The organism is Burkholderia sp. RF4-BP95, from assembly GCF_001521985.1.
GTDB lineage: Bacteria > Pseudomonadota > Gammaproteobacteria > Burkholderiales > Burkholderiaceae > Burkholderia > Burkholderia diffusa.
Map to the genome: position 1 here is coordinate 115,185 of NZ_LOSX01000080.1, position 23,621 is coordinate 138,805.

Below are 23,621 nucleotides of genomic sequence, written 5' to 3' on the forward strand. Positions count from 1 at the left end.
AAATGCCGCGATGGGACGGCCGGTTACGGACGCCTCGCGCGAGGCGTCCGGTCGGGGCCGCCTGCTGGCGACCCCGGCGAACGGAACGACCGCGCTCAGGCGTCGTCGAGTTCGCCGTTCAGTTCGTCCGCGCGTTTTTGCGCGGCCGCGAAATCGAGATCGCCGGAGTAGATCGCACGTCCGCAGATCACGCCTTCGACGCCGTGTTCCTCCACTTCGCAGAGGTTCTCGATGTCGGTGAGGTTCGACAGGCCGCCGCTTGCGATCACCGGAATGCCGACCGCCTGGGCGAGCTTCACGGTTGCTTCGATGTTGATGCCCTGCAGCATCCCGTCGCGGCCGATGTCCGTGTAGACGATCGATTCGACGCCGTAGTCCTCGAACTTGCGCGCGAGATCGATCACCTCGTGGCCCGTCAGCTTGCTCCAGCCGTCGGTCGCGACCTTGCCGTCCTTCGCGTCCAGCCCGACGATGATGTTGCCCGCGAACGCGGTGCACGCGTCCTGCAGGAAGCCCGGGTCCTTCACGGCCGCGGTGCCGATGATCACGTAGGAGAGGCCGGCGTCGAGATACTTCTCGATCGTCTCGAGGCTGCGGATGCCGCCGCCGAGCTGCACGGGGATTTCGTCGCCGACTTCGTCGAGGATCGCTTCGATCGCTTCGAGATTCTTCGGCTTGCCGGCGAACGCGCCGTTCAGGTCGACCAGATGCAGCCGCCGGGCGCCGAGATCGACCCACTTGCGGGCCATCGCCGCCGGGTCCTCGGAGAAAATCGTGGCCTGGTCCATATCGCCCTGTTTGAGGCGCACACACTGACCGTCTTTGAGATCGATGGCCGGAATCAGCAACATAGCAATCGGGTGTCGTCGTGGAAAATGAAAAGAATCCGGCGCGTACCGGCCAAACCGGTGCCGCGCCGTCTCGCTAGTTTAGTACAACTCTTTCGGCGCATAGGGCCTGTTCCCGCCAATAGCGGGCTTGCGAACGGGCCTTTCCGGCCCGCCGACTGTGGCACGCACACGACGTTCACGGTTTCCAGTGTACGAAGTTGCGATACAGACGCAACCCGACCTCCGCGCTTTTCTCGGGGTGGAATTGGGTCGCGAAGAGGTTGTCCCGCGCGACCGCGGACGTAAACGGCGCGCCGTATGCCGTTTCGCCGACCGTGTGCGCCGGGTTGTCCGGGCGCACGTAATAGCTGTGCACGAAGTAGAAATACGCGTCGTCGGGCACGCCGTCCCACAGCGGGTGCGGCTGCGACTGGTGCACGCGGTTCCAGCCCATCTGCGGCACCTTGAAGCGCGAGCCGTCGTCCTGCAGCCGGCCGTCGAGCTCGAAGCGCACGACCTTGCCGGGCAACAGGCCCAGACCCTTCGTGTCGCCTTCCGCGCTCCAGTCGAACAGCATCTGCTCGCCGACGCACACGCCCAGCAGCGGCTTCGTGCGCGACGCCTCGATCACCGCTTCCTGCAGCCCCGATTCGCCGAGGCAGCGCATGCAGTCGGGCATCGCGCCCTGGCCGGGCAGCACGACGCGGTCGGCCGCGCGAATCGCGGCCGGCGTATCGACGATCGCCACGTCGGCGGCCGGTTCGGCCTTCTTGAGCGCCTGCGCGACCGAGCGCAGGTTGCCCATCCCATAATCCACAATCGCAATCGAAGTTTTCATCTCAGTGCAGGCAGTAGCGCCCTCAGTCCATTGACGATGAATTCCACCGCCAGCGCCGACAGCATCAAACCCATCAGCCGCGTGGCGATGTTGATGCCGGTGCGGCCGATCCAGTTCGCGATCGGCTCGGCAAGCCGCATCGCGAAGAAACACAGCAGAGCCAGGACCGCGCCGATCGCGACGAGCCCGGCTCGCTCATACCAGTGATGCGAGTTCGCCGCATAGATGATCACCGTGCTGATCGAGCCGGGGCCCGTGAGCAGCGGAATCGCCAGCGGCACGACCGCGATGTTGTCCTTCAGCTCGGCCTCGTGGCGCTCCTCCGGCGTCGATCGCGTGTTGCCGATCTGCGCGTTCAGCATGTTGATCGCCATCAGCAACATGATGATGCCGCCGCCCACTTCAAGGGAGCCGACCGAAATGCCGAAGAAATCGATGATCTGCTGCCCGAGCAGCGTCGTCACCGTCATCACGCAGAACACCGACACCGACGCGATCCGGATCGTGCGGCGCCGCTCGATGTCCGACTGCTGCGCCGTCAGGCTCAGGAAGAACGGCACCGCGCCGATCGGGTTGATCAGCGCCAGCAGCGAAATGAACGATTTGAGCAGATCCATCGCAAGCCGGCGCGCCGCGCCGAAGCCGTGAGGTTGTCGTTGGCGTCCTGTCGTTCGGAAGTTAGAGGCTGCCCTTCGTCGACGGAATCTGTCCCGCCGCGCGCTCGTCGAGCTCCACCGCCGCACGCAGCGCCCGGCCGAAGGCCTTGAACACCGTTTCGAGCTGGTGATGCGCGTTGATGCCGCGCAGGTTGTCGATGTGCAGCGTGACGCCCGCGTGGTTCACGAACCCGCGGAAGAATTCGATGGAGAGATCGACGTCGAACGTGCCGATCCGCGCACGCGTGAACGGCACGTGGAATTCAAGACCGGGCCGGCCCGAGAAGTCGATCACGACGCGCGACAGCGCCTCGTCGAGCGGCACGTACGAATGGCCGTAGCGGCGGATGCCCTTCTTGTCGCCGATCGCCTTCGCGACGGCCTGACCGAGCGTGATGCCGACATCCTCGACCGTGTGGTGGTCGTCGATATGGGTATCGCCATGCGCTTCGACCTCGAGATCGATCAGACCATGTCGCGCGATCTGGTCGAGCATATGGTCGAGAAACGGCACGCCGGTGGCCAGCTTCTGCCGGCCCGTCCCGTCGAGATCGAGCTTCACACGGATCTGCGTTTCGCTGGTATTGCGAACGACTTCCGCCACACGCATGGCAATTCCTTGATTGAGTCTGATGTAAATGGGGATTGATCGTCACGCGCCGCCGCGCCGTGGGCTCAACCGGGCAGTGCGAGTTTCAAAGCAGCCAGCAGGCGCGCGTTTTCGTCGGGAGAACCGACGGTCAGCCGCACGCATTCGGACAGCAACGGATGCATTTTACTCACGTTTTTGACCAGCACCCGCTCCGTGAGCAGCGCATCGAACACGGCGGCTGCGTCCGGCACGCGCACCAGCAGGAAATTGCCGGCGCTCGGGAACACCGTCGTGCCCGGCAGCGCGGCCACGGCCTGCGCGAGGCGCGTGCGTTCCGCACGCAGTTCGGCCGCCTGCGCGTCGAGCACGTCGAGGTGGTCGAGCAGGAAATCGGCGGTTGCCTGGGTCAGCACGTTGATGTTGTACGGCGGGCGCACCTTGTCGAACTCGGTCAGCCACGCCGGCAGCCCGGCGAGATAACCAAGGCGGATCCCCGCGAGGCCGAGCTTCGACACCGTGCGCATCACGACGACGTTGTCGAACTCGGCGGCGCGCGGCAGCCACGAGCGCTCCGCGAACGGCTGGTACGCCTCGTCGATCACGATCAGGCTGTGCGGCGCGGCCGCGATGATCCGCTCGACGTCGGCCTCGTCGTACAGCGTGCCGGTCGGGTTGTTCGGGTAAGCGAGATAGACGAGCGCGGGCCGGTGCTCGGCGATCGCCGCGATCATCGCGTCGGCGTCGAGCGTCAGGTCGGCCTTGAGCGGCACGCCGACGAATTCGAGCTGCGCGAACTTCGCCGACAACTCGTACATCACGAAACCCGGCACCGGTGCGAGCACCTTCGCGCCCGGTTTCGCACACGCCACCGACATCATGCTGATGATTTCGTCCGAGCCGTTGCCGAGCAGCACGTCGCATGCGGCCGGCACGCCCATCGCGCGGCGCAGCTTGTCGAGCAGCGCGCCCGGGCGCGGCGCCGGGTAGCGGTTCAGCGCGACCTGCGCGAGGCGTTCGCCGAGCGCCGTCGCGAGCGGTGCCGGCAGCGAATACGGGTTCTCCATCGCGTCGAGCTTCACGAAGCCGCTCGCGTCGGGCACCGGGTAGCTCGTCATCGCGAGCACGTCGCGGCGGATGATGTCTTGTGGCGTCGTCATGGTCTCAAGCCGGCGTGCGTCGCGTCGGCGTCAAATGGTCGGCAAGGCGGCGGCTGCCGCCCTGCGCCGGGCCTCCTCGTCGACCGGAACCGCTGCGTCGGCAGCGGCTCCGGCGCGCGTCATCCCTTCATCCGGAGCTCGGCGCTGCGCGCGTGCGCCTGCAGCCCTTCGCCGTATGCAAGCTCCGAGGCGATCTCGCCCAGCGTCTGCGCACCTTCGGCGCTGACTTCGATCAGGCTCGAACGCTTGATGAAGTCGTACACGCCGAGCGGCGACGAGAAGCGCGCGGTGCGCGACGTCGGCAGCACGTGATTCGGGCCCGCGCAGTAGTCGCCGAGGCTTTCGCTCGTGTAGCGGCCGAGGAAGATCGCGCCGGCGTGGCGGATTTGCTGGCCCCATTGCTGCGGCTCCAGCGCGGAAATCTCGAGGTGCTCCGGCGCGATGTCGTTCGCGATCCGGCACGCTTCGGCCATGTCGCGCACCTTGATCAGCGCGCCGCGGCCTTCCAGCGACGCGCGGATCACGTCCTGGCGCGGCATCGTCGGCAGCAGCTCGTCGATCGCCTTCTCGACGCGCTCGAGGAACGCGGCGTCCGGGCACAGCAGGATCGACTGCGCGAGCTCGTCGTGTTCGGCCTGCGAGAACAGGTCCATCGCGACCCAGCTCGGATCGGTCGTGCCGTCGCACAGCACGAGGATTTCCGACGGGCCGGCGATCATGTCGATGCCGACCGTGCCGAACACGCGGCGCTTCGCCGACGCGACGTATGCATTGCCCGGCCCGCAGATCTTGTCGACCGGCGGCACCGTCGCCGTACCGTATGCGAGCGCGCCGACCGCCTGCGCGCCGCCGATCGTGAACACGCGATCGACGCCGCCGAGCAGCGCCGCGGCGAGCACGAGGTCGTTCTTCACGCCGTCCGGGGTCGGCACGACCATCACGATCTCGCCGACGCCCGCGACGCGCGCGGGAATCGCGTTCATCAGCACCGACGACGGATACGCGGCCTTGCCGCCCGGCACATACAGGCCGACGCGGTCGAGCGGCGTGATCTTCTGGCCGAGCACCGTGCCGTCGCTTTCCGTGTACTGCCAGCTATGGGTGCCGCACTCGATCTTCTGTTTCTCGTGGTACGCACGCACGCGCGCGGCAGCGGCTTCCAGCGCCGCGCGCGCCTTCGGCGCGAGGCCGTCGAGCGCCGTCTGCAGCGCGTCCTGCGGCAGTTCGAGCGCGGCGACGCTGCTGGCGTCCAGCCGGTCGAAGCGGTTCGTGTACTCGAGCACCGCGGCGTCGCCGCGCGACTTCACATCGGCGAGAATTTTCGCGACCGACTGCTCGATCGCTTCGTCCTCGCTCGCCTCGAACGCGAGCACCGCACGCAGCGCGGCGTCGAAGCCGTCGCTCGTCGAATCGAGTTTGCGGATGGTGATGGCCATGGGAATTCCGTTACGGTGATGCGCTCAATTGCCATTCTGCGACGCGCGTTCGAACGCGTCGAGAATCGGCTTGAGCGCCGCGCGCTTCAACTTCAGCGCAGCCTGGTTCACGACGAGGCGCGACGAGATCGCCATGATCTCCTCGACCTCGACCAGATTGTTCGCCTTCAGCGTGCCGCCCGAGCTGACGAGGTCGACGATCGCGTCGGCCAGCCCGACCAGCGGCGCCAGTTCCATCGAGCCGTACAGCTTGATCAGGTCGACGTGCACGCCTTTCGCGGCGAAATGCTCGCGTGCCGTTTCGACGTATTTGGTCGCGACCCGCAGGCGCGCGCCCTGGCGCACCGCGTTCGCATAGTCGAAACCGGCCGGCACCGCCACCGACATCCGGCAGCGCGCAATGTTCAGGTCAATCGGCTGGTACAGGCCCGAGCCGCCGTGCTCGACCAGCACGTCCTTGCCGGCCACGCCGAAATCGGCCGCGCCGTATTCGACGTAGGTCGGCACGTCGCTCGCGCGCACGATGATCACGCGCAGGTTCGGATCGGTCGTCGGCAGGATCAGCTTGCGCGACGTTTCCGGATCCTCGGCCACCTGCACGCCGGCGGCCGCCAGCAGCGGCAGGGTTTCCTCGAAAATCCGGCCCTTCGACAGGGCGAGGGTCAGCGGCGCGGTCATGCTTGGCTCCCGGAGAGGCGGCGCACGTTCGCGCCGACGGCGGTCAGTTTGGTTTCCATGCGGTCGTAGCCGCGGTCCAGGTGATAGATGCGGTCGACGAGCGTTTCGCCTTCGGCGCGCAGCCCGGCGATCACGAGGCTCGCCGACGCGCGCAGGTCGGTCGCCATCACGTTCGCGCCGGACAGCTTGTCGACGCCGGTCACGAGCGCCGTGTTGCCGTCGATCGTGATGTTCGCGCCGAGCCGGTTCAGCTCCTGCACGTGCATGAAACGGTTCTCGAAAATGGTCTCGACGACCTGCGCGGTGCCCGTCGCGACCGAATTGAGGGCCATGAACTGCGCCTGCATGTCGGTCGGAAACGCCGGGTATTCCGACGTGCGGATCGTCACCGCCGACGGGCGGCGGTCCATCTTCACGCGCAGCCAGCTGTCGCCTTCCTCGATCGACACACCGGCCTCGCGCAGCTTGTCGATCACCGCGTCGAGGATGTGCGGGCGCACGCCCGTCAGCATCACGTCGCCGCCCGCCGCCGCGACCGCGCACAGGAACGTGCCGGCCTCGATGCGGTCGGGAATCACCGAATGGCGTGCGCCATGCAGCCGCTCGACGCCCTGGATCACGAGGCGGTCGGTGCCGATGCCGTCGATTTTCGCGCCCATCGCGACCAGCAGGTGCGCGAGATCGCTCACTTCCGGCTCGCGCGCCGCGTTCTCGATCACCGTCTCGCCATCGGCCAGCGTCGCGGCCATCAGCAGGTTTTCCGTGCCCGTCACCGTGATCATGTCGGTCACGATGCGCGCGCCCTTCAGGCGCTTCGCGCGCGCCTCGATGAAGCCGTGCTCGATGCTGATCTCGGCGCCCATCGCCTGCAGGCCCTTGATGTGCTGGTCGACCGGCCGCGCGCCGATCGCGCAGCCGCCCGGCAGCGACACCTTCGCCTCGCCGAAGCGCGCGAGCAGCGGCCCGAGCACGAGGATCGACGCGCGCATCGTCTTGACGAGCTCGTACGGCGCGACGAGGTTGTCGACGCGCGACGCGTCGAGCTGCACGCGGCAGCCGTCCGTCTCGCTCTTCACGCCCATCTGGTTCAGCACCTTCAGCGTGGTGCGCACGTCCTTCAGGTTCGGCACGTTGTCGAGTTCGACCGGCTCGGCGCTGAGCAGCCCCGCGCACAGGATCGGCAGCGCGGCGTTCTTCGCGCCCGACACGACGATCTCGCCCGACAACCGGCGACCGCCTTCGATCACCAGCTTGTCCATCCCAAGTCCCTGCGATTCCCCGTTGGCGGCCGGGTGTGCCGTGGCGACGCTCTGGACGGCGTCGCGCTCGTTGACGGTGACTTGCACTCAGTGGTTCCGGTTATGCGTTCTGCCATTCGGCGGGCGTCAGCGTCTTCATGCTGAGCGCGTGAATTTCCTGCTTCATGCGATCGCCGAGCGCCGCATAAACGAGCTGGTGCCGCTGGATCGGCCGCTTGCCTTCGAAGGCCGCCGACACGATCGTCGCGAAGAAATGCTGGCCGTCGCCTTCGACTTCCAGATGAGTGCAGGCGAGACCGCCGGCGATGTATTGCTTGACCTGTTCGGGAGTCGGCAACATGAGGGGCTCCTGTCGGCGCGCGCCGCCCGTGGCGGCCGCCGCCGTCGATATCAATGACGCAGTTTGTAGCCGGTCGCGAGCAGCCGCATCGCGAACATCGCGAGCAGCACGAAGAAACCGGTGACGATCGCGAGGCTCGTGAGCGGGTTGATGTCGGACGCGCCGAAGAACCCGTAACGGAAGCCGTCGATCATGTAGAAAAACGGGTTGAGACGCGAGATCTCGCGCCACACGGGCGGCAGCGAATGCGTCGAATAGAACACGCCGGACAGGAACGTCAGCGGCATGATCAGGAAGTTCTGGAACGCGGCGAGCTGGTCGAACTTCTCGGCCCAGATGCCGGCGATCAGCCCGAGCGTGCCGAGGATCGCCGAGCCGAGCAGCGCGAACGCGATGATGAACAACGGCGCCGCGAAATGCATCGGGATAAACCAGATCGTCACGACGAACACGCCCGTGCCGACCGCGAGCCCGCGCACGACGGACGCAAGGACGTACGCGCCGAAGATGTCCCTGTAAGACAACGGCGGCAGCAGCACGAACACGAGGTTGCCGGTGATCTTCGACTGGATCAGCGACGACGAGCTGTTCGCGAACGCGTTCTGCAGCACGCTCATCATCACGAGGCCCGGCACGAGAAAACTCACGTACTCGACGCCCGGATACACCTCGACGCGGCCCGACAGCGCATGGCCGAAGATCGTCAGGTACAGCAGCGCCGTCACGATCGGCGCGCACACCGTCTGGAACGACACTTTCCAGAAGCGCAGGAGTTCCTTGTAGAACAGCGTTTGAAAACCGCTCATGCCAGACCCTCGATGACCTCGGCCCCGTTCATCACCTGGACGAACACATCCTCGAGGTCGGCCTTGCGGACCTCGATCTCGTCGAACGTGCAGCCGGCCGCGCGACACTGCGCGAGGATGCGCTCGACATCGTCGTAGCTCGTGAGACGCAGCAGATGCTCGCCCGGCGCGCGCGCGGCCGGATCGGTCTCCAGCCCGCGCAGCTCGGCGGGCAGCGCGCCGGTCGAGAACCGCAGGTACAGCTGCAGGCCCGCGAAGCGGCGCAGCAGCGCGTCGGTGCGATCGAGCGCGACGACTTCACCGCGACGCAGCATCGCGATGCGGTCGCACAGCGACTCGGCTTCTTCCAGGTAATGGGTGGTCAGGACGATCGTGTGGCCCTCGCGGTTCAGCCGCGAGATGAACTGCCACAGCGTCTGGCGCAGTTCGACGTCGACGCCGGCGGTCGGCTCGTCGAGCACGATCACGGGCGGCCGGTGCACGAGCGCCTGCGCGACCAGCACGCGGCGCTTCATCCCGCCCGACAGCGCGCGCATGTTCGCGTCGGCCTTCTCGGTGAGGTCGAGATTGGCCATCACTTCGTCGATCCAGTCGTCGTTGTGGCGCAGCCCGAAATAGCCGGACTGGATCCGCAGCGTTTCGCGGACGGTGAAGAACGGGTCGAACACGAGTTCCTGCGGCACGACGCCGAGCGCGCGGCGCGCATCGCGGAAGTCCTTGACGACGTCGTGGCCGCGCACCGAGATACTGCCTTCATCGGCCCGGGCAAGCCCGGCGAGGATACTGATGAGCGTGGTCTTGCCTGCGCCGTTCGGGCCGAGCAGACCGAAAAACTCGCCTTCCTCGACCGACAGGCTGACGCCCTTGAGCGCCTGAAGCGATTTGTAGCGCTTCTTGACGTGACGGATTTCTATGGCTGACATGACTGTGCGCGGCGCAAGGGCCGCGACGCCTATTCTGTGCTTGCTGCGAAAGAAAATGGGGGCGGACGCCGATTGGCTGCCCCGCAAAACGCTTGATTATAGGGCAAACCGACTGGTGGGGCCGGCGCAGGCGGCGCGCGGACTGAAGCGTGCGCGCGCCGGCTGGCGCGGCAGGCTTCGGTCGGACAGGGTCAATGTCGCCCGGTGCCGTCGATGAGCGCGTCGACGCCGTAGGCGCGCGCGAGGCTGGCGAGCTTCTGCGGGAGATTGAGGAGGTCGAGGGTCGCGCCGCGCGCTTTGGCGGCACGTTGCCATGCGAGCAGCACGGCGAGCGCGGACGAGTCGAACTGCGTCAGCGCCGCGCAATCGACGGCGGTCGCGCCGGCGCCGATGCGCGCAAGACCGTCCGCGAGCGCGGACTTCGCGCTCGCAACGGTCAGCGATGAGCCTGCTTTGAAGGCGCTCACGACGCCTGCTTGCCGGCGGCAAGTTGCTGGTTGCGCTGCGTCAGGAACTGGATCAGGCCGTCCACGCCGCTTTGCTGGATCTTCTCGTTGAACTGCTGCTGGTACGTCTGGATCAGCCACGCGCCGAGCACGTTCAGGTCATACACCTTCCAGCCATTCGCCGACTTGTACAGGCGATAGTCGATCTGTACCGGCTGACCGTTGTTCATCGCGACCGTCTTCACGACCACGTCGGTGTCGGCCGGATCGGCGCGGAACGGCGGGTACTGGATCTGCTGGTCCGGCTTCAACTGCGCGAGCGCGCCCGAATACGTGCGGATCAGCAGCAGCTTGAACTGCTCCTGAACCTGTTGCTGCTGCTCGGCCGACGCCGTGCGCCAGTTGCGACCCATCGCGAGCTGCGTGGTGCGGCGGAAATCGGTGTACGGCAGGATGTCCTTGTTGACGATCGTAATGATGCGGTTGGTATCGCCCTGCTTGATCGTCTGCTGCTTGACCTCGTCGAGGACCTGCTGCGTCGCCGTCTTGATCAGCGCCTGCGGGTTCGACTGGTCGACTTGCGCGTGAGCTGCGCTGCCGAACGAGAACAGCGCCGCGAAAACGGGGATCAGGAACAGTTTTTTCATCATAGTGACCTGCATGAAGAGTCGATGCGTAGGTTGGAGCCGGTAGCTTACGCGCAAGTTCGCGTGCGCCACCGACTCAATCGTTTCCGGCTGTAACGAATGTAAATGGGTCAGTGCAGCTTGATGCTCGGGAAACGGATCCCGCCCGGAGCGGGCGGCGTCATCTGCATTGCCGGCACGTTCGTCGCGCTGGCCGGGTTCGGTGCTTCGGCACTGCCCGACGCCGGTGCGGCGACGGCCGCGCCCGATGCGCCGGCCGGCGCCGTCGCGCCGCCGACCGCGGCCGCACCCGCCGTTCCCGCCGCGCCGGCTGCCGCCGGTGCCGCGCCGTCGTCCGGCAGGTCGTACTTCGGCAGCGCGTCGTTGCTCGACGCCGTCGAGGCCTCGCCGCGCGCGTTGTCGATCAGCATCTGGCGGCGCTGCAGGTACGCGTTGCGCACGAACGAATACTTGTCGAGCGCCGCGGCATCCAGCACGTCGCCCGCGCCGAGCAGGTTCGCACGCGTGTTGACGAGGTTCACGCCGAACAGGCCCCAGCTCAGGCTGTCCGGCTTCACGTAGGTGAGCGGATTGCCCACGTAGTCGACGCCGAGGCCTGCCGTGTCGCGCAGCGTGCTCGGACCGAGCAGCGGCAGCACGAGATACGGGCCCGACGGCATGCCGTAGCGGCCCATCGTGATCCCGAAGTCGGCCGTGTGCTTCGGCAGTTTCGCGATCGTCGCGACGTCGAACAGGCCGCCGACGCCGAACACCGTGTTGATCACGACGCGCATGATGTCGCCGACGCCGTCCGCGATTCGCAGCTGCACGATGTTGTTCGCGGCGATGTAGACATCGCCGATGTTCGAGAAGAAGTTCGTCACGCTGTCGCGCACCGGCTGCGGCACCACGTACTGGTAGCCCTTCGCGACCGGTTTCAGCGCGTACGTGTCGACCGTGTCGTTGAACTTGTACATCGACCGGTTGAAGCCTTCGAGCGGATCGCCCTTGGTCGGCGTCTGCACGGTCGCGCAACCGCTCAACGCGGCGACTGCCGCCACCGCGAGCGCGGCGTGCCTGATGCGGATCGTCTGCATGGTCATTACCCTCTTGTCTTTCTCTCGTGTGGTTATTGGGCGGTCGAACCGGACACCGCGGAGGCCGGCACCGCGACCGGCGCGGGTGCGGCCGGCGCGGCCGCAGCCCCCGATGCCGGCTTCGCGCCACCCGCGTCGGCTGCCTTGCTGTACAGGAACTGGCCGATCAGGTTCTCGAGCACGATCGCCGACTGCGTCATCGTGATCGTATCGCCCGCCTTCAGCATTTCGGTGTCGCCGCCCGGATCGAGGCCGATGTACTGCTCGCCGAGCAGGCCCGACGTCAGGATCTTCGCCGACGAATCCTTCGGGAACGGATACTGGCCGTCGATATCGATCGTCACCAGCGCCTGGTAGGTGTTGGTGTCGAAGGCGATCGACTTCACGCGGCCGACCACGACGCCCGAGCTCTTCACGGCGGCGCGCGGCTTCAGCCCGCCGATGTTGTCGAATTTCATCCTCACCGAGTAGGTCGGCTGAAACGACAGCGAGCTCATGTTGCCGACCTTGAGCGCCAGGAACAGCACCGCAAGGAAGCCCACCACCACGAACAGGCCGACCCAGAAGTCGAGAGCAGTCTTTTTCATCGTCATCCCAAAATTTGGCTTGGCTGAGGCTTAGCTGAACATCAGCGCGGTCAGCAGGAAATCGAGGCCGAGTACGGCGAGCGACGCGAACACGACCGTCTTGGTCGTCGCGCGCGACACGCCCTCGGGCGTGGGCTTCGCTTCATACCCCTGAAACAGTGCAATGAAGGTCACGGCGAACCCGAACACGATGCTCTTGATCACGCCGTTGCCGACGTCGGCCCACACCTCGACCCCGCCCTGCATCTGTGACCAGAACGCGCCCGGATCGACGCCGATCAGCACGACCCCGACGAAATAACCGCCGAGCACGCCGACCGCGTTGAAGATCGCGGTGAGCAGCGGCATCGCGATGATGCCGGCCCACAGGCGCGGTGCGATCACCGTCTTGAGCGGATCGACGGCCATCATCTCGAGTGCGGTGAGCTGCTCGCCGGCCTTCATCAGGCCGATCTCGGCCGTGAGCGACGTGCCCGCGCGGCCCGCGAACAGCAGCGCGGTCACGACCGGGCCGAGCTCGCGCACCAGCGACAGCGCGACCAGCAGGCCGAGCGCCTGCTCGGACCCGTAGCGATTCAGCGTGTAATAGCCCTGCAGGCCGAGCACGAAGCCGACGAACAGGCCCGACACGGCAATGATCACGAACGAATAGTTGCCGAGGAAGTGGATCTGCTTCGTGACCAGCCGCGGCCGGCGCAGCAGCGGGAAGAATTCCAGCACGAGGCGCACGAACAGCCGCGTGCCATAGCCCGCGCGCTCGAGGCCGCCGATGACGTAACGTCCGATCGCGCTGATCATGCGCGCCCTCCGCCGAGCCCGAAATCCGCGGCCAGGGGCGGGCTCGTGTAATGAAATTTGAACGGGCCGTCCGGCGCGCCGTCGATGAACTGGCGCACGCTCGGGTCGGTCGACGCGCGCAGCTCGTCGGGCGTGCCCTGCGCGAGCACGCCGCCATTGGCCAGAAAATACACGTAGTCGGCGATCGCGAACGATTCCGGCACGTCGTGCGTGACGAGGATCGACGTTGCGCCGAGCGCCTCGTTCAGCGTGCGGATCAGGTTCGCCGTGATGCCGAGCGAGATCGGATCGAGGCCCGCGAACGGTTCGTCGTACATGATGAGCTGGGGGTCGAGCGCAATCGCGCGCGCGAGCGCGATGCGGCGCGCCATCCCGCCGGACACCTCGGACGGCATCAGGTCGCGCGCGCCGCGCAGGCCGACCGCATTGAGCTTCATCAGCACCAGGTCGCGGATCAGGTCTTCGGGCAGGTCGGTGTGTTCGCGCAGCGCGAACGCGACGTTCTCGAACACCGACATGTCGGTGAACAGCGCGCCGAACTGGAACAGCATGCCCATCTTGCGGCGCAGCGCGTACAGGCCGTCGCGCGTCTGCGCGCCGACGTCGGCGCCGTCGAACAGCACCTGGCCGCGGCGTGCGCGCACCAGGCCGCCGATCAGGCGCAGCACGGTCGTCTTGCCGCAACCCGACCCGCCCATGACGGCGACGACCTGGCCGCGCCCGAAGCGCATGTTCAGGTTCGACAGGACGAGGCGGTCGCCGTAGCCAAAGTCGACGTCGCGAAGTTCCAGCAGTGTCTCGGTAGGAGTGGGGCTCACGGAGCTGACAGTCCTTTTACGCAGAACGCCGAATTATAGGGCCTGCATTGGAATGATGTCGTGACGCCGTTCCGAGCCCTGCGGTCAATGATTGTCAAATTGTCGGGCAAAACATTGCTGCAACGCAACAATCGCCGCCCGATAATCGTCTGCGCCCGTGACCGCGCTGACCACCGCGACGCTGCCGACGCCCGTCGCCAGCACGTCCGGCAACGCGTCGAGCCCCACGCCGCCGATCGCGACGAGCGGCGCCCGCGCGCCCGCGAAGCGCGCATAGCGGGCAATCCGCGCGAGGCCTTGCGGCGGCGCCGCGACGGCCTTGGTCGCGGTCGCGTACACGGGGCCGAGCGCCAGATAGCTCGGGTGCTCGTGCAACGCGCGCAACATCTCGTAATAACCGTGACTCGACAGCCCGAGCCGCAGGCCGGCGCGCGCGATTGAGGCCAGATCGGCCGTTTCCAGGTCCTCCTGACCCAGATGTACGCCGTACGCGCCCTCTTCTATCGCGATCTGCCAGTGATCGTTGATGAACACGCGCGCATCGGGATAACGGCGCCCCGCCGCGACCGCCCGTGCGACTTCCCGGCGCAACGCGTCCGGATCCGCGCCTTTCACGCGCAGTTGCACGGTTCGCACGCCGCACTCGAGCACGCGTTCGACCCATTCGGCGTCGGGGACGACCGGATAAAGGCCAAGTTGCGCGGGGCACGGCGGGAATGCGGGCTCGGGTGCCGAGGCCAGGCCGGCGACGCGCGGGAACCGCGCGGCATCGACCGGCCACGCATCGGCCCCGCGCGCTTCGTCGCCGTCGCGCCACGCGAGCGCGAGCACCAGCGCGTCGATCGGCGCGAAGCCGCAATCGAGGAACGCCGCGAGCGCCGCGATCCAGTCGTCGGCGAGCGGATGCGCGGCTTCCAGCGCGTGGCGCACGCCCGCGGCATGCAGCACCGCGCCGTGTTCGTCGAACTCGATCGCGGCCGCGTCCGGCGACGCGGGGCGCGACGCAGCCGACGCGCGCGCCTGCGCGGCACGATCGCCGGCCGACACGATCAGCACGTCGCCGTCGGCCGGCACGTCGGGCGCCGCGACGCACAGCCGCCACGGCGTCGTGCCGGTCGGCCAGTCGCCCAGGCGGGCGCGAATCCGCTCGGCCGCTTCGGCCAGCTCGTCGGCCGGCGGCCAGAATGCATCGGCGAAGCGCACGCTCATGCGCCGCCCCCGTCCTGGTGCCAGAACGGCATCCCGACGACCGGCGTGCTCGCGTGCGCGGTCTCGCGCGCATCCATCGGCCCGGCGAGATAGGCCGCCCGGCCGGCCTCGACGCCTTGCGCGAACGCACGCGCCATGATTTCCGGATGCGTGGCCTGCGACACGGCCGTGTTCAGCAGCACGCCGTCGAAGCCCCACTCCATCACCTGGCATGCGTGCGACGGCACGCCGAGCCCGGCGTCGACGATCAGCGGCACGTCCGGCAGCCGCTCGCGCAGCACGCGCAGCCCGTACGGATTCACGACGCCCTTGCCGGTGCCGATCGGCGCGCCCCACGGCATCAGCGCCTCGCAGCCGACGTCGAGCAGACGCCGGCCGATCACGAGATCCTCGGTGCAATACGGCAGCACCTTGAAGCCGTCCTTGACCAGTTGCGCGGCCGCCTCGATCAGCCCGACCGGATCGGGCTGCAGCGTGTAGTCGTCGCCGATCAGCTCGAGCTTGATCCAGTCGGTATCGAAGACCTCGCGCGCCATGTGCGCGGTCGTCACCGCTTCGGCGACAGTCTGGCAGCCCGCCGTGTTCGGCAACAGCGGCACCGCGTGACGCTTGAGCAGATCGAAGAAGCCGGCCTCGGCGGTGCCGCCGGTCATCTGGCGGCGCAGCGCGACCGTCACCATCCCGGGGCGCGACGCGGCAATCGAATCGGACAGCGACTGCAGCGACGGGTAGCGCGACGTGCCGAGCAGCACGCGGCTTGCGAAGGTTTCGCCGTACAGCGTCAGCGCGTCGGCGGAAGTGAGGGACGTCATGTCGTTTTCCTGGAAGAGCGGAGGGCGAACCGGCGGCGCTCAGCCGCCCGCGACGGGGTGCACCACGTCGAGCTTGTCGCCCGTCGCGAGCGCGCGCGCCGCATGCTGCGTGCGCGCGACGAAATTGCCGTTCAGCGCGACCGCGTACGGCGGACGCGCGCCGTACGCGGCGAGCGCGTCGGCCACCGTCGCGCCGTCGGGCAGCGTCAGCGTCTGTTGGTTGATCTGGATATCCATGAGGCTTGATCGAATTCGGTCGGCGGCGCGCGTCAGGCCGGCTGGCGCGCGTCGTCGCGGTGATGAAGGAGCGTCTGCCAGCGCGCGGCATCGCGCCACGCGGCGAACGCGTCGGCATCGGCGAATGCGCCGCCGAGCGCGGCTTGCGCCAACGCGACCGCCGCGTGCGCGACTTCCGGCGCGATCATGAAGCCGTGCCGGTACAGGCCGTTGACGGCCAGCGTCGTCGCGCCGTCCCAGATCACCGCCGGGCGGTGATCGGGCAACGTCGGGCGGCATTGCGCGTTCAGTTCGAGGATGCGCGCCTCGCCGAACGCCGGGTGCACGGAAAACGCCGCGCTCAGCAGTTCGAGCGCCGAGCGCACGCTGACGGGCGACATGTCCTCGCCCTCCACTTCGGTCGCGCCGATCACGTACAGGTCGTCCTGTTTCGGCGCGATGTACAACGGATAGCGCGGATGCAGCAGCCGCACGGGCCGCGTGAGCCCGATGCCCGGCGCGTGCACGCGCGCGACTTCGCCGCGGATGCCGCGCAGCGCGGGCAGCGCGGATTTCGCGCCGAGCCCGCGGCAATCGATCGTGAAATGCGCGTCGGGCCGGTTCGCGTCGTCGATCGTCGCGTGCCAGTGCAGCTCGACGCCGCGTTGCGCGAGGCCCGCCGCGAGTGCGCGCAGCGCCTGCCGGTTGTCGAGCTGCCCCTCGCGCGGCAGCATCAGGCCGCGCGCGAAGCGCCCCGCGAGCGCGGGCTCGGCCGCGTCGACCTGCGCGCCGGCCAGCGCGACGAAGCCACCGTCGAACAGCTCGGCCGGCGCGTTCGCGCGCACGCGCCGCTCGAACAGCGGCGCCTCGGCGCGATCCGCCTGATGCCAGACGACGAGCGTGCCGTGCTGCTGGAAGAACACCGGTTCGGGCAGTTCCGGGAGCCATTGCGGCCAGCGCGCGAGCGATGCCGCGCCGAGCTCGGTGATCAGCAGTTCGGCGCTCGCCGCCTCGGCGAGCGGCGCGAGCATCGCGGCCGCGACCCACGCGGCCGACTGCTCGCCGTCCGGGCCGCCGCGCTCGTACAGCGCGACGCGATGCCCGTCGCCCGCAAGCCGCCACGCGATCAGACGGCCGACGAGGCCGCCGCCGAGTACCGCGAAATCGGGCCGGGAAGCGTGGAGGTTCATCACGCGGCCTCCTCGCGAACCGCGCGGGCGCGTGCGACGAACGTCGACGCGCGCGCACCGTCCCGTGCGGACGCACGCGACAGCGGATCGGGAACAGCGCAAAAGACTGAAGATTGAGCGGTCATCATTCCTTCCGTAACGCGCAACGCGCGTACCCAAAAGGACGAAACCGGCAGCAAAGGCCGGCCGGGCGGGACTCGGGCGCTGACCATGTGGGATGGCAGCCAGCGCGGCCCGGCGGGATCAGAAACTTCCCTCGCCGGTATTACCCGGATCGGGTGCGAAGGGTCTTTCTCAGCCTCGCCGCGTCGCCCGGAACTGTCCGTCGGCCGCGCTCGAAGCACCCCTGTTTCGTCGTCGGCCATTAGACCATAAAAGCGGAAAGCGCCGCAAACTGTCCCCCTTGCGGCAAATTCGCCGTCGCGTCGCGCCGCTCTGGCACAATGCCCGCAGGCCGGCCGCGCGAGCGGCCGGTTGCCGCGTCACCGCCGGCCTTAAGTGCCGTTTAAGACGCGCGGGTCACCATCCGGACGCCCGCCGTCAGTCGGCACTCCGTCCCGGCATACCGTATCGCGGCGCGCGTCCGGCTCCGCCCGGCACGCGCGCCGGCTACTCATCAGGAAGCACATGACCCAATCGATCGATCCCGTCCGCTCCGCCTCCGACGCGCCGCAGGACGAGCGCCCGGTATCCGCGTGGAGCCTCATCAAGCCCTACTGGGTGTCGTCCGAATGGAAAATCGCGTGGGGGCTGCTGGTCACGATCATCGCGATCAACCTCTGCGTGGTCTGGATCAACGTCAAGCTGAACAAGTGGAACGTGGGGTTCTACAACGCGCTGCAGTCGAAGAACGTTCAAGACTTCCCCGGTCTGCTGATGCAGTTCTCGGCATTCGCGTTCGCATTCATCATCCTTGCCGTCTACGGCCGCTATCTGCGCCAGATGCTCGGGTTCCGCTGGCGCCAGTGGCTCACCGACCGCTTCCTCGGCCAATGGCTCGGCGATCGCGCGTTCTATCGGATCGAGCGCGACCGCCTCGCCGACAACCCCGACCAGCGGATCACCGACGATCTCCAGTCGTTCGCGACGGCCACGCTCACGTTGTCGCTCGACCTGCTGTCGACGGTCGTCACGCTCGTGTCGTTCATCACGATCCTGTGGTCGCTCGCGGGCGCGCTGACGATCACGCTCGGCGCGACGCCTGTCGCGATTCCCGGGTACATGGTTTGGGCGGCCGCACTGTATGCGGTGGTCGGCTCGCTGATCATCCAGAAGGTCGGCCACCCGCTCGTGTCGATCAACTACCAGCAACAGCGCGTCGAGGCGGACTTCCGCTTCGGCTTGATCCGCGTGCGCGAGAACGCCGAGCAGATCGCGTTCTACGACGGCGAGAAAACCGAGATCGGCACCGCGCAGACGCTGTTCACGCGCATTCGCGACAACTGGTGGCGCGTGATGAAGTACACGAAGCGCCTCACGTTCGTCACGGCCTTCTACAGTCAGATCGCGATCATCTTTCCGCTCGTCGTCGCGGCGCCGCGCTATTTCGCGGGCGCGTTCTCGTTCGGCGTGCTGATGCAGATTGCGTCCGCGTTCGGCACCGTCAGCGATTCGTTCTCGTGGTTCATCAACAGTTACTCGACCCTCGTCGAATGGCGCGCGACCGTCAACCGTCTGCGTGAATTCAAGCGCGTGATGGGTACGTCGCACCTGAAGGAAAGCCTGTCACCCGCGACCGAGCACGGCGGCATCAACCTGCACTACGTCGATGCCGCGAAGCTGTCGACGTCGTCGCTGAAGCTCGCGCTGCCGAACGGCAACGCGCTCGCGAACATCGGCAACGTGACGATCGAGCCCGGCTCGCGCTGGCTCGTGGTCGGCAAGTCGGGTTCCGGCAAGAGCACGTTCATGCGCGCGCTCGCGGGCCTGTGGCCGTTCGGCGACGGGGCGATCGACGCGCCGGTCGGCGCGCGGATGATGTTCGTGCCGCAAACCAGCTACTTGCCGATCGGCACGCTGAAGGCCGCGCTCACCTATCCGGCCGCGCCCGACGCATTCACCGACGACGCGTGCCGCGACGCGCTGCGCGCGTGCCGCCTGGAAGACTACGTCGGCCGCCTCGACGAGACCGGCCACTGGACGCGCGTGCTGTCGCCGGGCGAACAGCAGCGTCTGGCCGGCGCGCGCGTGCTGCTGCACAAGCCCGACTTCCTGTTCCTCGACGAAGCGACGAGCGCGCTCGACGCCGACAACGAAGCGCGGCTCTATCACCTGCTCGCCGAACGGCTGCCGAAAGCCGCGATCGTCAGCATCGCGCATCGCGAATCACTGGCCGCGTTCCACGTCGGCACGATCAACGTCGAACGCGTGTACGACAGCGACAAGGTCGCCGCGTAACCGAAACAAAAAGGCCGGCGCATACCGCGCCGGCCTTGTTCTCTTCCTCGTCCCGCCCGCCTTCCCGCTACACCCGCCCGACGGGCACCGACACGATCGGCACATGCGACACGCCGTCGTGCGACAGCCGGCTTTCAAACAACGTCAGCGCGACGAAACGCAGCGCGACCGGCCGCCCGGTCGCACCGCCGTGCGCGGGCTGCCCGTCCGCGTCGCGCGGCAGCCGCGCGAGCGTGACGTGCGGCCTGAACGGCCGGCGGTCGGCCGGCACGCCCAGTTCGAGCAGCAGCGCGGACAAGTCGGCATTCAACGCCGCACAGGCGGGATCGGGCGCGAGTTCCGCGACGATCAGTCTCGCGCGCGGCAGGCTCGGCCACCACGCAATCCGCTCGACCGGCTGCATCGGCAGCGCATGCGCGGCCGCGAGCGCCGGCAGGCGTGTGGCCAGCGCGTCGCAACGCGCGCGTTCGATCGCGCCGATGAACGCGAGCGTCACGTGCAGTTGCGCGGGCAGCGTGCGCCGCGCGCCTCGGGTGACCGGCAGCGCGTGCAGCGCGTCGCGCGATGCCGCATCGGGCATCAGCGCGACGAACGCACGGAGCCGGTCGCCGTTCATGACTCGCGCACCGCCACGCGCGCCTCGGCCACCGCATCGGCCGACACCGGACGCTGCGGCAACGGGCCGTGCTCGCCCCACACGTCGGCCGGCAGCACGCGCGCGAGCTCGGGAATCGTGTTGCGCGTGAACACCGGATCGGCAATACCCTCCGCGCGCTGGCGGCGATAGTCGCGCCACGCGGCATGCGCATACTTGCCGAGCGCGAGGATCGCGACCAGGTTGATGATCGCCATCAGCCCCATGCTCGTATCGGCCATCGCCCATACGAGCGGCAGTTGCCCGACGCTGCCGAACATCACCATGCCGAGCACCGCGATGCGGAACAGCGGCAGCACGCCGCGCCGCTTCGTGATGAAGTCGACGTTGCCTTCCGCGTAGGCGTAATTGCCGATCACCGACGAGTACGCGAAGAAGAAGATCGCAATGGCCATGTAGATGCCGCCCCAGTCACCGACGTGGCTCGCGATCGCGCGCTGCGTGAGCGCCGCGCCCTCCATGCCTGCGCCGAGTTCGTACTGGCCCGACAGCAGGATCACGAACGCGGTCGCGCTGCAGATCACGATCGTGTCGACGAACACGCCGAGCATCTGGATCAGCCCCTGCACGACCGGATGCCGCACGCTCGCGGTCGCGGCCGCGTTCGGCGCGCTGCCCATGCCGGCCTCGTTCGAGAACAACCCGCGCTTCACGCCCATCGCGACCGCCTGGCTGACCGCGTAGCCGGTCAGGCCGCCCGCCGCCTGCTCGAGCCCGAACGCGCTCTTCACGATCAGCGCGATCACGCCCGGCACCAGCGCGACGTGCGTCGCGACCGCGTAGACGGCCAGCGCGAGGTAGCCGATCGCCATCACCGGCACGATCACCTGCGCGACCGACGCGATGCGGCGAATCCCGCCGAAGATGAGCGGCGCGGTGAGCAGCACGAGGCCGAGGCCGACCGTCTCGCGGCTCCAGCCGAACGACGTATGGAACGCATCGGCGATCGCGTTGGCCTGCACCGCGTTGAACACGAAGCCGAACGCGAGGATCAGCGACAGCGAAAACAGCACGCCGAAGCCGCGCGAGCGCAGGCCCGTCTGGATGTAGTACGCGGGGCCGCCGCGATAGCTGCCGTCCGGATGCGACACCTTGAAGATCTGCGCGAGCGTCGCCTCGACGAACGCCGACGACATCCCGACGAGCGCCGTCATCCACATCCAGAAGATCGCGCCCGGCCCGCCGACCGTCAGCGCGACCGCGACACCGGCGATGTTGCCGGTGCCCACGCGGCTCGCGAGCCCGGTCGCGAACGCCTGGAACGACGAGATGCTGCCCGGCTCGCCCTTGCTGCCGACCAGCTTGATGCTGAGGAGCAGCGCCTTCAGCTGGATCATCCGGAACCGCAACGTGAACCACGCGCCGGCGCCGAGCAGCAGCGCGATCAGCACGTAATTCCACAGCACGCCGTTGACGGCGTCGATCAGCCCATGCACGAATGCTTCCATTCAGAGTCCTTGTAAATGGGGTCAGTCAAATGCGGCGGCCGCGCGAACGCGGCCGGTCGGGCGACATGATATGACAATTTCCAAGGATTATTACAAAACGAAAGGTTTCCGGATCGCGGAACATCGACACCTGGTGTGATCAGGTTAGGCGACGCTTCGGAAAGATGCGGGGCGCGCGGCGAGGCGACAGCGGACGACGGATGCCTGCCTGCGGACGATTGATTACCGACGGTACGCCGCACCATAAAAAAACCGGGCGCCCATTCGGACGCCCGGTTTTCCTCGAAAACCGCTCGCGCGCTTCAGCTCAGCGCGGCAGTTCCGAATGCCCCATCAGGTACGCGTCGACCGAGCGCGCGCACTGGCGGCCTTCGCGGATCGCCCAGACGACGAGCGACTGGCCGCGGCGCATGTCGCCTGCCGCGAACACCTTGTCGACCGACGTGTAGTACGAGCGATCGCCCTCGGTCGCCGCGCGCGCGTTGCCGCGTGCGTCCTTCGCGACACCGAACGCCTCGAGCACGGTGGCTGCCGGCTGCGTGAAGCCCATCGCGAGCAGCACCAGGTCGGCCTTCATCTCGAACTCGGAGCCCGGCACTTCCTGCATCTTGCCGTCCTTCCACTCGACGCGCACCGCGATCAGCTTCTCGACCTTGCCGTTCTTGCCTTCGAGACGCTTCGTCGCGACCGCCCAGTCACGCTCGCAGCCTTCCTCGTGCGACGACGACGTGCGCAGCTTGATCGGCCAGTACGGCCACACGAGCGGCTTGTTTTCCTCTTCCGGCGGCTGCGGCAGCAGTTCGAACTGCGTGACCTGCTTCGCGCCGTGACGGTTCGACGTGCCGACGCAGTCCGAACCCGTATCGCCGCCGCCGATCACGATCACGTGCTTGCCCTTCGCGAGCAGCTGGTCGACGAGCTTGTCGCCCGCGTTCACGCGGTTCTGCTGCGGCAGGAAGTCCATCGCGAAATGCACGCCGGCGAGCTCGCGGCCCGGCACCGGCAAATCGCGCGGCGTTTCCGAACCGCCCGCGATCACGACCGCGTCGAATTCTTCCTTCAGCGTCTCCGGCGAAATGGTTTCCTTCGCCATGTTGCCGATCGAGTCCGGCAGCGCGTCCTTGCCGATGAACACGCTGGTGCGGAACGTCACGCCTTCCGCTTCCATCTGGCGCATGCGGCGATCGATCAGCCACTTCTCGAGCTTGAAGTCGGGGATCCCGTAACGCAGCAGGCCGCCGATGCGGTCGTTCTTCTCGAACACCGTCACGTCGTGGCCGGCGCGCGCGAGCTGCTGCGCGGCCGCGAGACCCGCGGGGCCGGAACCGACGACCGCGACCTTCTTGCCCGTCTTGTGCTCGGCCGGCAGCGGCTTCACCCAGCCTTCCGCCCAGGCCTTGTCGATGATCGCGTGCTCGATCGACTTGATGCCGACCGGATCGTCGTTGATCCCGAGCGTGCAGGCTGCCTCGCACGGCGCCGGGCAGATGCGGCCCGTGAACTCGGGGAAGTTGTTGGTCGAATGCAGGACTTCGATCGCCTGCTGCCAGTCCTGGCGGTAAACGAGATCGTTGAAGTCCGGGATGATGTTGTTGACCGGGCAGCCGTTGTTGCAGAACGGGATGCCGCAGTCCATGCAGCGCGCGCCCTGGACCTTCGCGTCCGCGTCGGTCAGTGCCGCGACGAATTCCTTGTAGTGCTTCACGCGCGTGAGCGGTGCTTCGTACGCCTCGTGGCGGCGTTCGAACTCCAGAAAACCGGTTGCCTTGCCCATAAGGTGCTCTTCTGTTCGGTGTATCGGGTGGGG

At 67.6% G+C, this 23,621-nt stretch carries 25 protein-coding genes and 1 riboswitch; of the genes, 1 reads left to right on the top strand and 24 read right to left on the bottom strand.

Going from position 1 to position 23,621, the window contains the following annotated elements:
- Positions 1-95: 95 nt before the first annotated feature.
- The 21 genes from hisA to WS46_RS27430 all read right to left on the bottom strand — a co-directional run bounded on the left by hisA (position 96) and on the right by WS46_RS27430 (position 17,314).
- Entirely contained in the window at positions 96-851 is a 756-nt protein-coding gene (hisA, locus tag WS46_RS27330) for a 1-(5-phosphoribosyl)-5-[(5-phosphoribosylamino)methylideneamino]imidazole-4-carboxamide isomerase (protein WP_059535644.1), read from the bottom strand.
- Between the two features lie 175 nt (positions 852-1,026).
- A complete protein-coding gene (gene hisH / locus WS46_RS27335; RefSeq protein WP_059535642.1) occupies positions 1,027-1,668 on the bottom strand; it encodes an imidazole glycerol phosphate synthase subunit HisH in 642 nt (213 codons plus the stop codon).
- Complete coding sequence (locus tag WS46_RS27340; protein ID WP_059535640.1) at positions 1,665-2,285, bottom strand: MarC family protein; 621 nt, start codon at positions 2,283-2,285, stop codon at positions 1,665-1,667. The genes hisH and WS46_RS27340 overlap by 4 nt, the downstream gene beginning before the upstream one ends.
- Positions 2,286-2,346: 61 nt before the next feature.
- Complete coding sequence (hisB, locus tag WS46_RS27345) at positions 2,347-2,934, bottom strand: imidazoleglycerol-phosphate dehydratase HisB (RefSeq protein ID WP_006751804.1); 588 nt, start codon at positions 2,932-2,934, stop codon at positions 2,347-2,349.
- A gap of 65 nt (positions 2,935-2,999) precedes the next feature.
- Positions 3,000-4,073: a histidinol-phosphate transaminase gene (gene hisC, locus WS46_RS27350; RefSeq protein WP_059692365.1), complete on the bottom strand. Its 1,074-nt coding sequence runs from the start codon at positions 4,071-4,073 to the stop codon at positions 3,000-3,002.
- Positions 4,074-4,192: 119 nt separating this feature from the next.
- Positions 4,193-5,509 carry a histidinol dehydrogenase gene (gene hisD / locus WS46_RS27355; protein ID WP_059692366.1) on the bottom strand — a complete coding sequence of 439 codons (1,317 nt, stop codon included), beginning with the start codon at positions 5,507-5,509 and terminating at the stop codon, positions 4,193-4,195.
- Positions 5,510-5,533: 24 nt separating this feature from the next.
- Positions 5,534-6,187 carry an ATP phosphoribosyltransferase gene (hisG, locus tag WS46_RS27360; protein ID WP_006751807.1) on the bottom strand — a complete coding sequence of 218 codons (654 nt, stop codon included), beginning with the start codon at positions 6,185-6,187 and terminating at the stop codon, positions 5,534-5,536.
- Complete coding sequence (gene murA, locus WS46_RS27365; RefSeq protein ID WP_059692367.1) at positions 6,184-7,533, bottom strand: UDP-N-acetylglucosamine 1-carboxyvinyltransferase; 1,350 nt, start codon at positions 7,531-7,533, stop codon at positions 6,184-6,186. The genes hisG and murA overlap by 4 nt, the downstream gene beginning before the upstream one ends.
- A 13-nt stretch (positions 7,534-7,546) precedes the next feature.
- Positions 7,547-7,786, bottom strand: a complete 240-nt coding sequence (locus WS46_RS27370) for a BolA family protein (protein WP_006477131.1) — start codon at positions 7,784-7,786, stop codon at positions 7,547-7,549.
- A 50-nt stretch (positions 7,787-7,836) separates the two neighbouring features.
- Positions 7,837-8,592 carry an ABC transporter permease gene (locus WS46_RS27375; RefSeq protein WP_059535633.1) on the bottom strand — a complete coding sequence of 252 codons (756 nt, stop codon included), beginning with the start codon at positions 8,590-8,592 and terminating at the stop codon, positions 7,837-7,839.
- Positions 8,589-9,515, bottom strand: coding sequence for an ABC transporter ATP-binding protein (locus tag WS46_RS27380; protein WP_059535631.1), 927 nt, complete (start codon positions 9,513-9,515; stop codon positions 8,589-8,591). Before WS46_RS27380 ends, WS46_RS27375 begins: the two co-directional genes overlap by 4 nt.
- Before the next feature lie 191 nt (positions 9,516-9,706).
- Positions 9,707-9,982, bottom strand: coding sequence for a lipid asymmetry maintenance protein MlaB (locus tag WS46_RS27385; protein ID WP_059692368.1), 276 nt, complete (start codon positions 9,980-9,982; stop codon positions 9,707-9,709).
- Complete coding sequence (locus WS46_RS27390) at positions 9,979-10,608, bottom strand: phospholipid-binding protein MlaC (protein ID WP_059535680.1); 630 nt, start codon at positions 10,606-10,608, stop codon at positions 9,979-9,981. Before WS46_RS27390 ends, WS46_RS27385 begins: the two co-directional genes overlap by 4 nt.
- A gap of 110 nt (positions 10,609-10,718) precedes the next feature.
- Positions 10,719-11,684 (bottom strand): VacJ family lipoprotein, encoded by a 966-nt coding sequence (locus tag WS46_RS27395; protein WP_059692369.1) that lies wholly within the window; start codon positions 11,682-11,684, stop codon positions 10,719-10,721.
- Positions 11,685-11,716: 32 nt separating this feature from the next.
- A complete protein-coding gene (gene mlaD, locus WS46_RS27400; protein WP_059692370.1) occupies positions 11,717-12,277 on the bottom strand; it encodes an outer membrane lipid asymmetry maintenance protein MlaD in 561 nt (186 codons plus the stop codon).
- Between the two features lie 24 nt (positions 12,278-12,301).
- Complete coding sequence (gene mlaE / locus WS46_RS27405) at positions 12,302-13,069, bottom strand: lipid asymmetry maintenance ABC transporter permease subunit MlaE (protein WP_059535625.1); 768 nt, start codon at positions 13,067-13,069, stop codon at positions 12,302-12,304.
- Positions 13,066-13,887, bottom strand: coding sequence for an ABC transporter ATP-binding protein (locus WS46_RS27410; protein ID WP_059535623.1), 822 nt, complete (start codon positions 13,885-13,887; stop codon positions 13,066-13,068). The genes mlaE and WS46_RS27410 overlap by 4 nt, the downstream gene beginning before the upstream one ends.
- A gap of 84 nt (positions 13,888-13,971) precedes the next feature.
- Positions 13,972-15,096, bottom strand: coding sequence for a thiamine phosphate synthase (thiE, locus tag WS46_RS33060; protein WP_063892213.1), 1,125 nt, complete (start codon positions 15,094-15,096; stop codon positions 13,972-13,974).
- Positions 15,093-15,908: a thiazole synthase gene (locus tag WS46_RS27420; RefSeq protein WP_039322226.1), complete on the bottom strand. Its 816-nt coding sequence runs from the start codon at positions 15,906-15,908 to the stop codon at positions 15,093-15,095. The genes thiE and WS46_RS27420 overlap by 4 nt, the downstream gene beginning before the upstream one ends.
- Before the next feature lie 39 nt (positions 15,909-15,947).
- Positions 15,948-16,145 (bottom strand): sulfur carrier protein ThiS, encoded by a 198-nt coding sequence (gene thiS / locus WS46_RS27425; protein ID WP_014898319.1) that lies wholly within the window; start codon positions 16,143-16,145, stop codon positions 15,948-15,950.
- A gap of 32 nt (positions 16,146-16,177) precedes the next feature.
- A complete protein-coding gene (locus tag WS46_RS27430; RefSeq protein ID WP_059692371.1) occupies positions 16,178-17,314 on the bottom strand; it encodes an FAD-dependent oxidoreductase in 1,137 nt (378 codons plus the stop codon).
- Positions 17,315-17,548: 234 nt separating this feature from the next.
- Positions 17,549-17,672: riboswitch (TPP riboswitch) on the bottom strand.
- A 269-nt stretch (positions 17,673-17,941) separates the two neighbouring features.
- Here WS46_RS27430 and WS46_RS27435 point away from each other — a divergent pair.
- On the top strand, positions 17,942-19,711 hold the full coding sequence (locus WS46_RS27435; protein WP_059692372.1) for an ABC transporter ATP-binding protein/permease: 1,770 nt from the start codon (positions 17,942-17,944) through the stop codon (positions 19,709-19,711).
- Positions 19,712-19,778: 67 nt separating this feature from the next.
- Here the strand turns inward: WS46_RS27435 and thpR are convergent, their stop codons facing one another.
- The 3 genes from thpR to WS46_RS27450 all read right to left on the bottom strand — a co-directional run bounded on the left by thpR (position 19,779) and on the right by WS46_RS27450 (position 23,588).
- Positions 19,779-20,327 (bottom strand): RNA 2',3'-cyclic phosphodiesterase, encoded by a 549-nt coding sequence (thpR, locus tag WS46_RS27440; protein WP_059692373.1) that lies wholly within the window; start codon positions 20,325-20,327, stop codon positions 19,779-19,781.
- Positions 20,324-21,814 (bottom strand): sodium:alanine symporter family protein, encoded by a 1,491-nt coding sequence (locus WS46_RS27445; protein WP_059692374.1) that lies wholly within the window; start codon positions 21,812-21,814, stop codon positions 20,324-20,326. The genes thpR and WS46_RS27445 overlap by 4 nt, the downstream gene beginning before the upstream one ends.
- Before the next feature lie 307 nt (positions 21,815-22,121).
- Positions 22,122-23,588: a glutamate synthase subunit beta gene (locus WS46_RS27450; RefSeq protein ID WP_059535614.1), complete on the bottom strand. Its 1,467-nt coding sequence runs from the start codon at positions 23,586-23,588 to the stop codon at positions 22,122-22,124.
- Positions 23,589-23,621 lie beyond the last annotated feature (33 nt).

Coding starts and splice junctions, on each gene's coding strand:
- WS46_RS27375 (WP_059535633.1), bottom strand. CDS start 8,592: ATGAGCGGTTTTCAAACGCTGTTCTACAAGGAACTCCTGCGCTTCTGG.
- WS46_RS27370 (WP_006477131.1), bottom strand. CDS start 7,786: ATGTTGCCGACTCCCGAACAGGTCAAGCAATACATCGCCGGCGGTCTC.
- WS46_RS27450 (WP_059535614.1), bottom strand. CDS start 23,588: ATGGGCAAGGCAACCGGTTTTCTGGAGTTCGAACGCCGCCACGAGGCG.
- hisH (WP_059535642.1), bottom strand. CDS start 1,668: ATGAAAACTTCGATTGCGATTGTGGATTATGGGATGGGCAACCTGCGC.
- WS46_RS27445 (WP_059692374.1), bottom strand. CDS start 21,814: ATGGAAGCATTCGTGCATGGGCTGATCGACGCCGTCAACGGCGTGCTG.
- WS46_RS27395 (WP_059692369.1), bottom strand. CDS start 11,684: ATGCAGACGATCCGCATCAGGCACGCCGCGCTCGCGGTGGCGGCAGTC.
- WS46_RS27380 (WP_059535631.1), bottom strand. CDS start 9,515: ATGTCAGCCATAGAAATCCGTCACGTCAAGAAGCGCTACAAATCGCTT.
- mlaD (WP_059692370.1), bottom strand. CDS start 12,277: ATGACGATGAAAAAGACTGCTCTCGACTTCTGGGTCGGCCTGTTCGTG.
- thpR (WP_059692373.1), bottom strand. CDS start 20,327: ATGAACGGCGACCGGCTCCGTGCGTTCGTCGCGCTGATGCCCGATGCG.
- hisA (WP_059535644.1), bottom strand. CDS start 851: ATGTTGCTGATTCCGGCCATCGATCTCAAAGACGGTCAGTGTGTGCGC.
- mlaE (WP_059535625.1), bottom strand. CDS start 13,069: ATGATCAGCGCGATCGGACGTTACGTCATCGGCGGCCTCGAGCGCGCG.
- WS46_RS27340 (WP_059535640.1), bottom strand. CDS start 2,285: ATGGATCTGCTCAAATCGTTCATTTCGCTGCTGGCGCTGATCAACCCG.
- thiS (WP_014898319.1), bottom strand. CDS start 16,145: ATGGATATCCAGATCAACCAACAGACGCTGACGCTGCCCGACGGCGCG.
- hisB (WP_006751804.1), bottom strand. CDS start 2,934: ATGCGTGTGGCGGAAGTCGTTCGCAATACCAGCGAAACGCAGATCCGT.
- WS46_RS27390 (WP_059535680.1), bottom strand. CDS start 10,608: ATGAAAAAACTGTTCCTGATCCCCGTTTTCGCGGCGCTGTTCTCGTTC.
- thiE (WP_063892213.1), bottom strand. CDS start 15,096: ATGAGCGTGCGCTTCGCCGATGCATTCTGGCCGCCGGCCGACGAGCTG.
- hisD (WP_059692366.1), bottom strand. CDS start 5,509: ATGGCCATCACCATCCGCAAACTCGATTCGACGAGCGACGGCTTCGAC.
- WS46_RS27435 (WP_059692372.1), top strand. CDS start 17,942: ATGACCCAATCGATCGATCCCGTCCGCTCCGCCTCCGACGCGCCGCAG.
- WS46_RS27430 (WP_059692371.1), bottom strand. CDS start 17,314: ATGAACCTCCACGCTTCCCGGCCCGATTTCGCGGTACTCGGCGGCGGC.
- hisG (WP_006751807.1), bottom strand. CDS start 6,187: ATGACCGCGCCGCTGACCCTCGCCCTGTCGAAGGGCCGGATTTTCGAG.
- hisC (WP_059692365.1), bottom strand. CDS start 4,073: ATGACGACGCCACAAGACATCATCCGCCGCGACGTGCTCGCGATGACG.
- WS46_RS27420 (WP_039322226.1), bottom strand. CDS start 15,908: ATGACGTCCCTCACTTCCGCCGACGCGCTGACGCTGTACGGCGAAACC.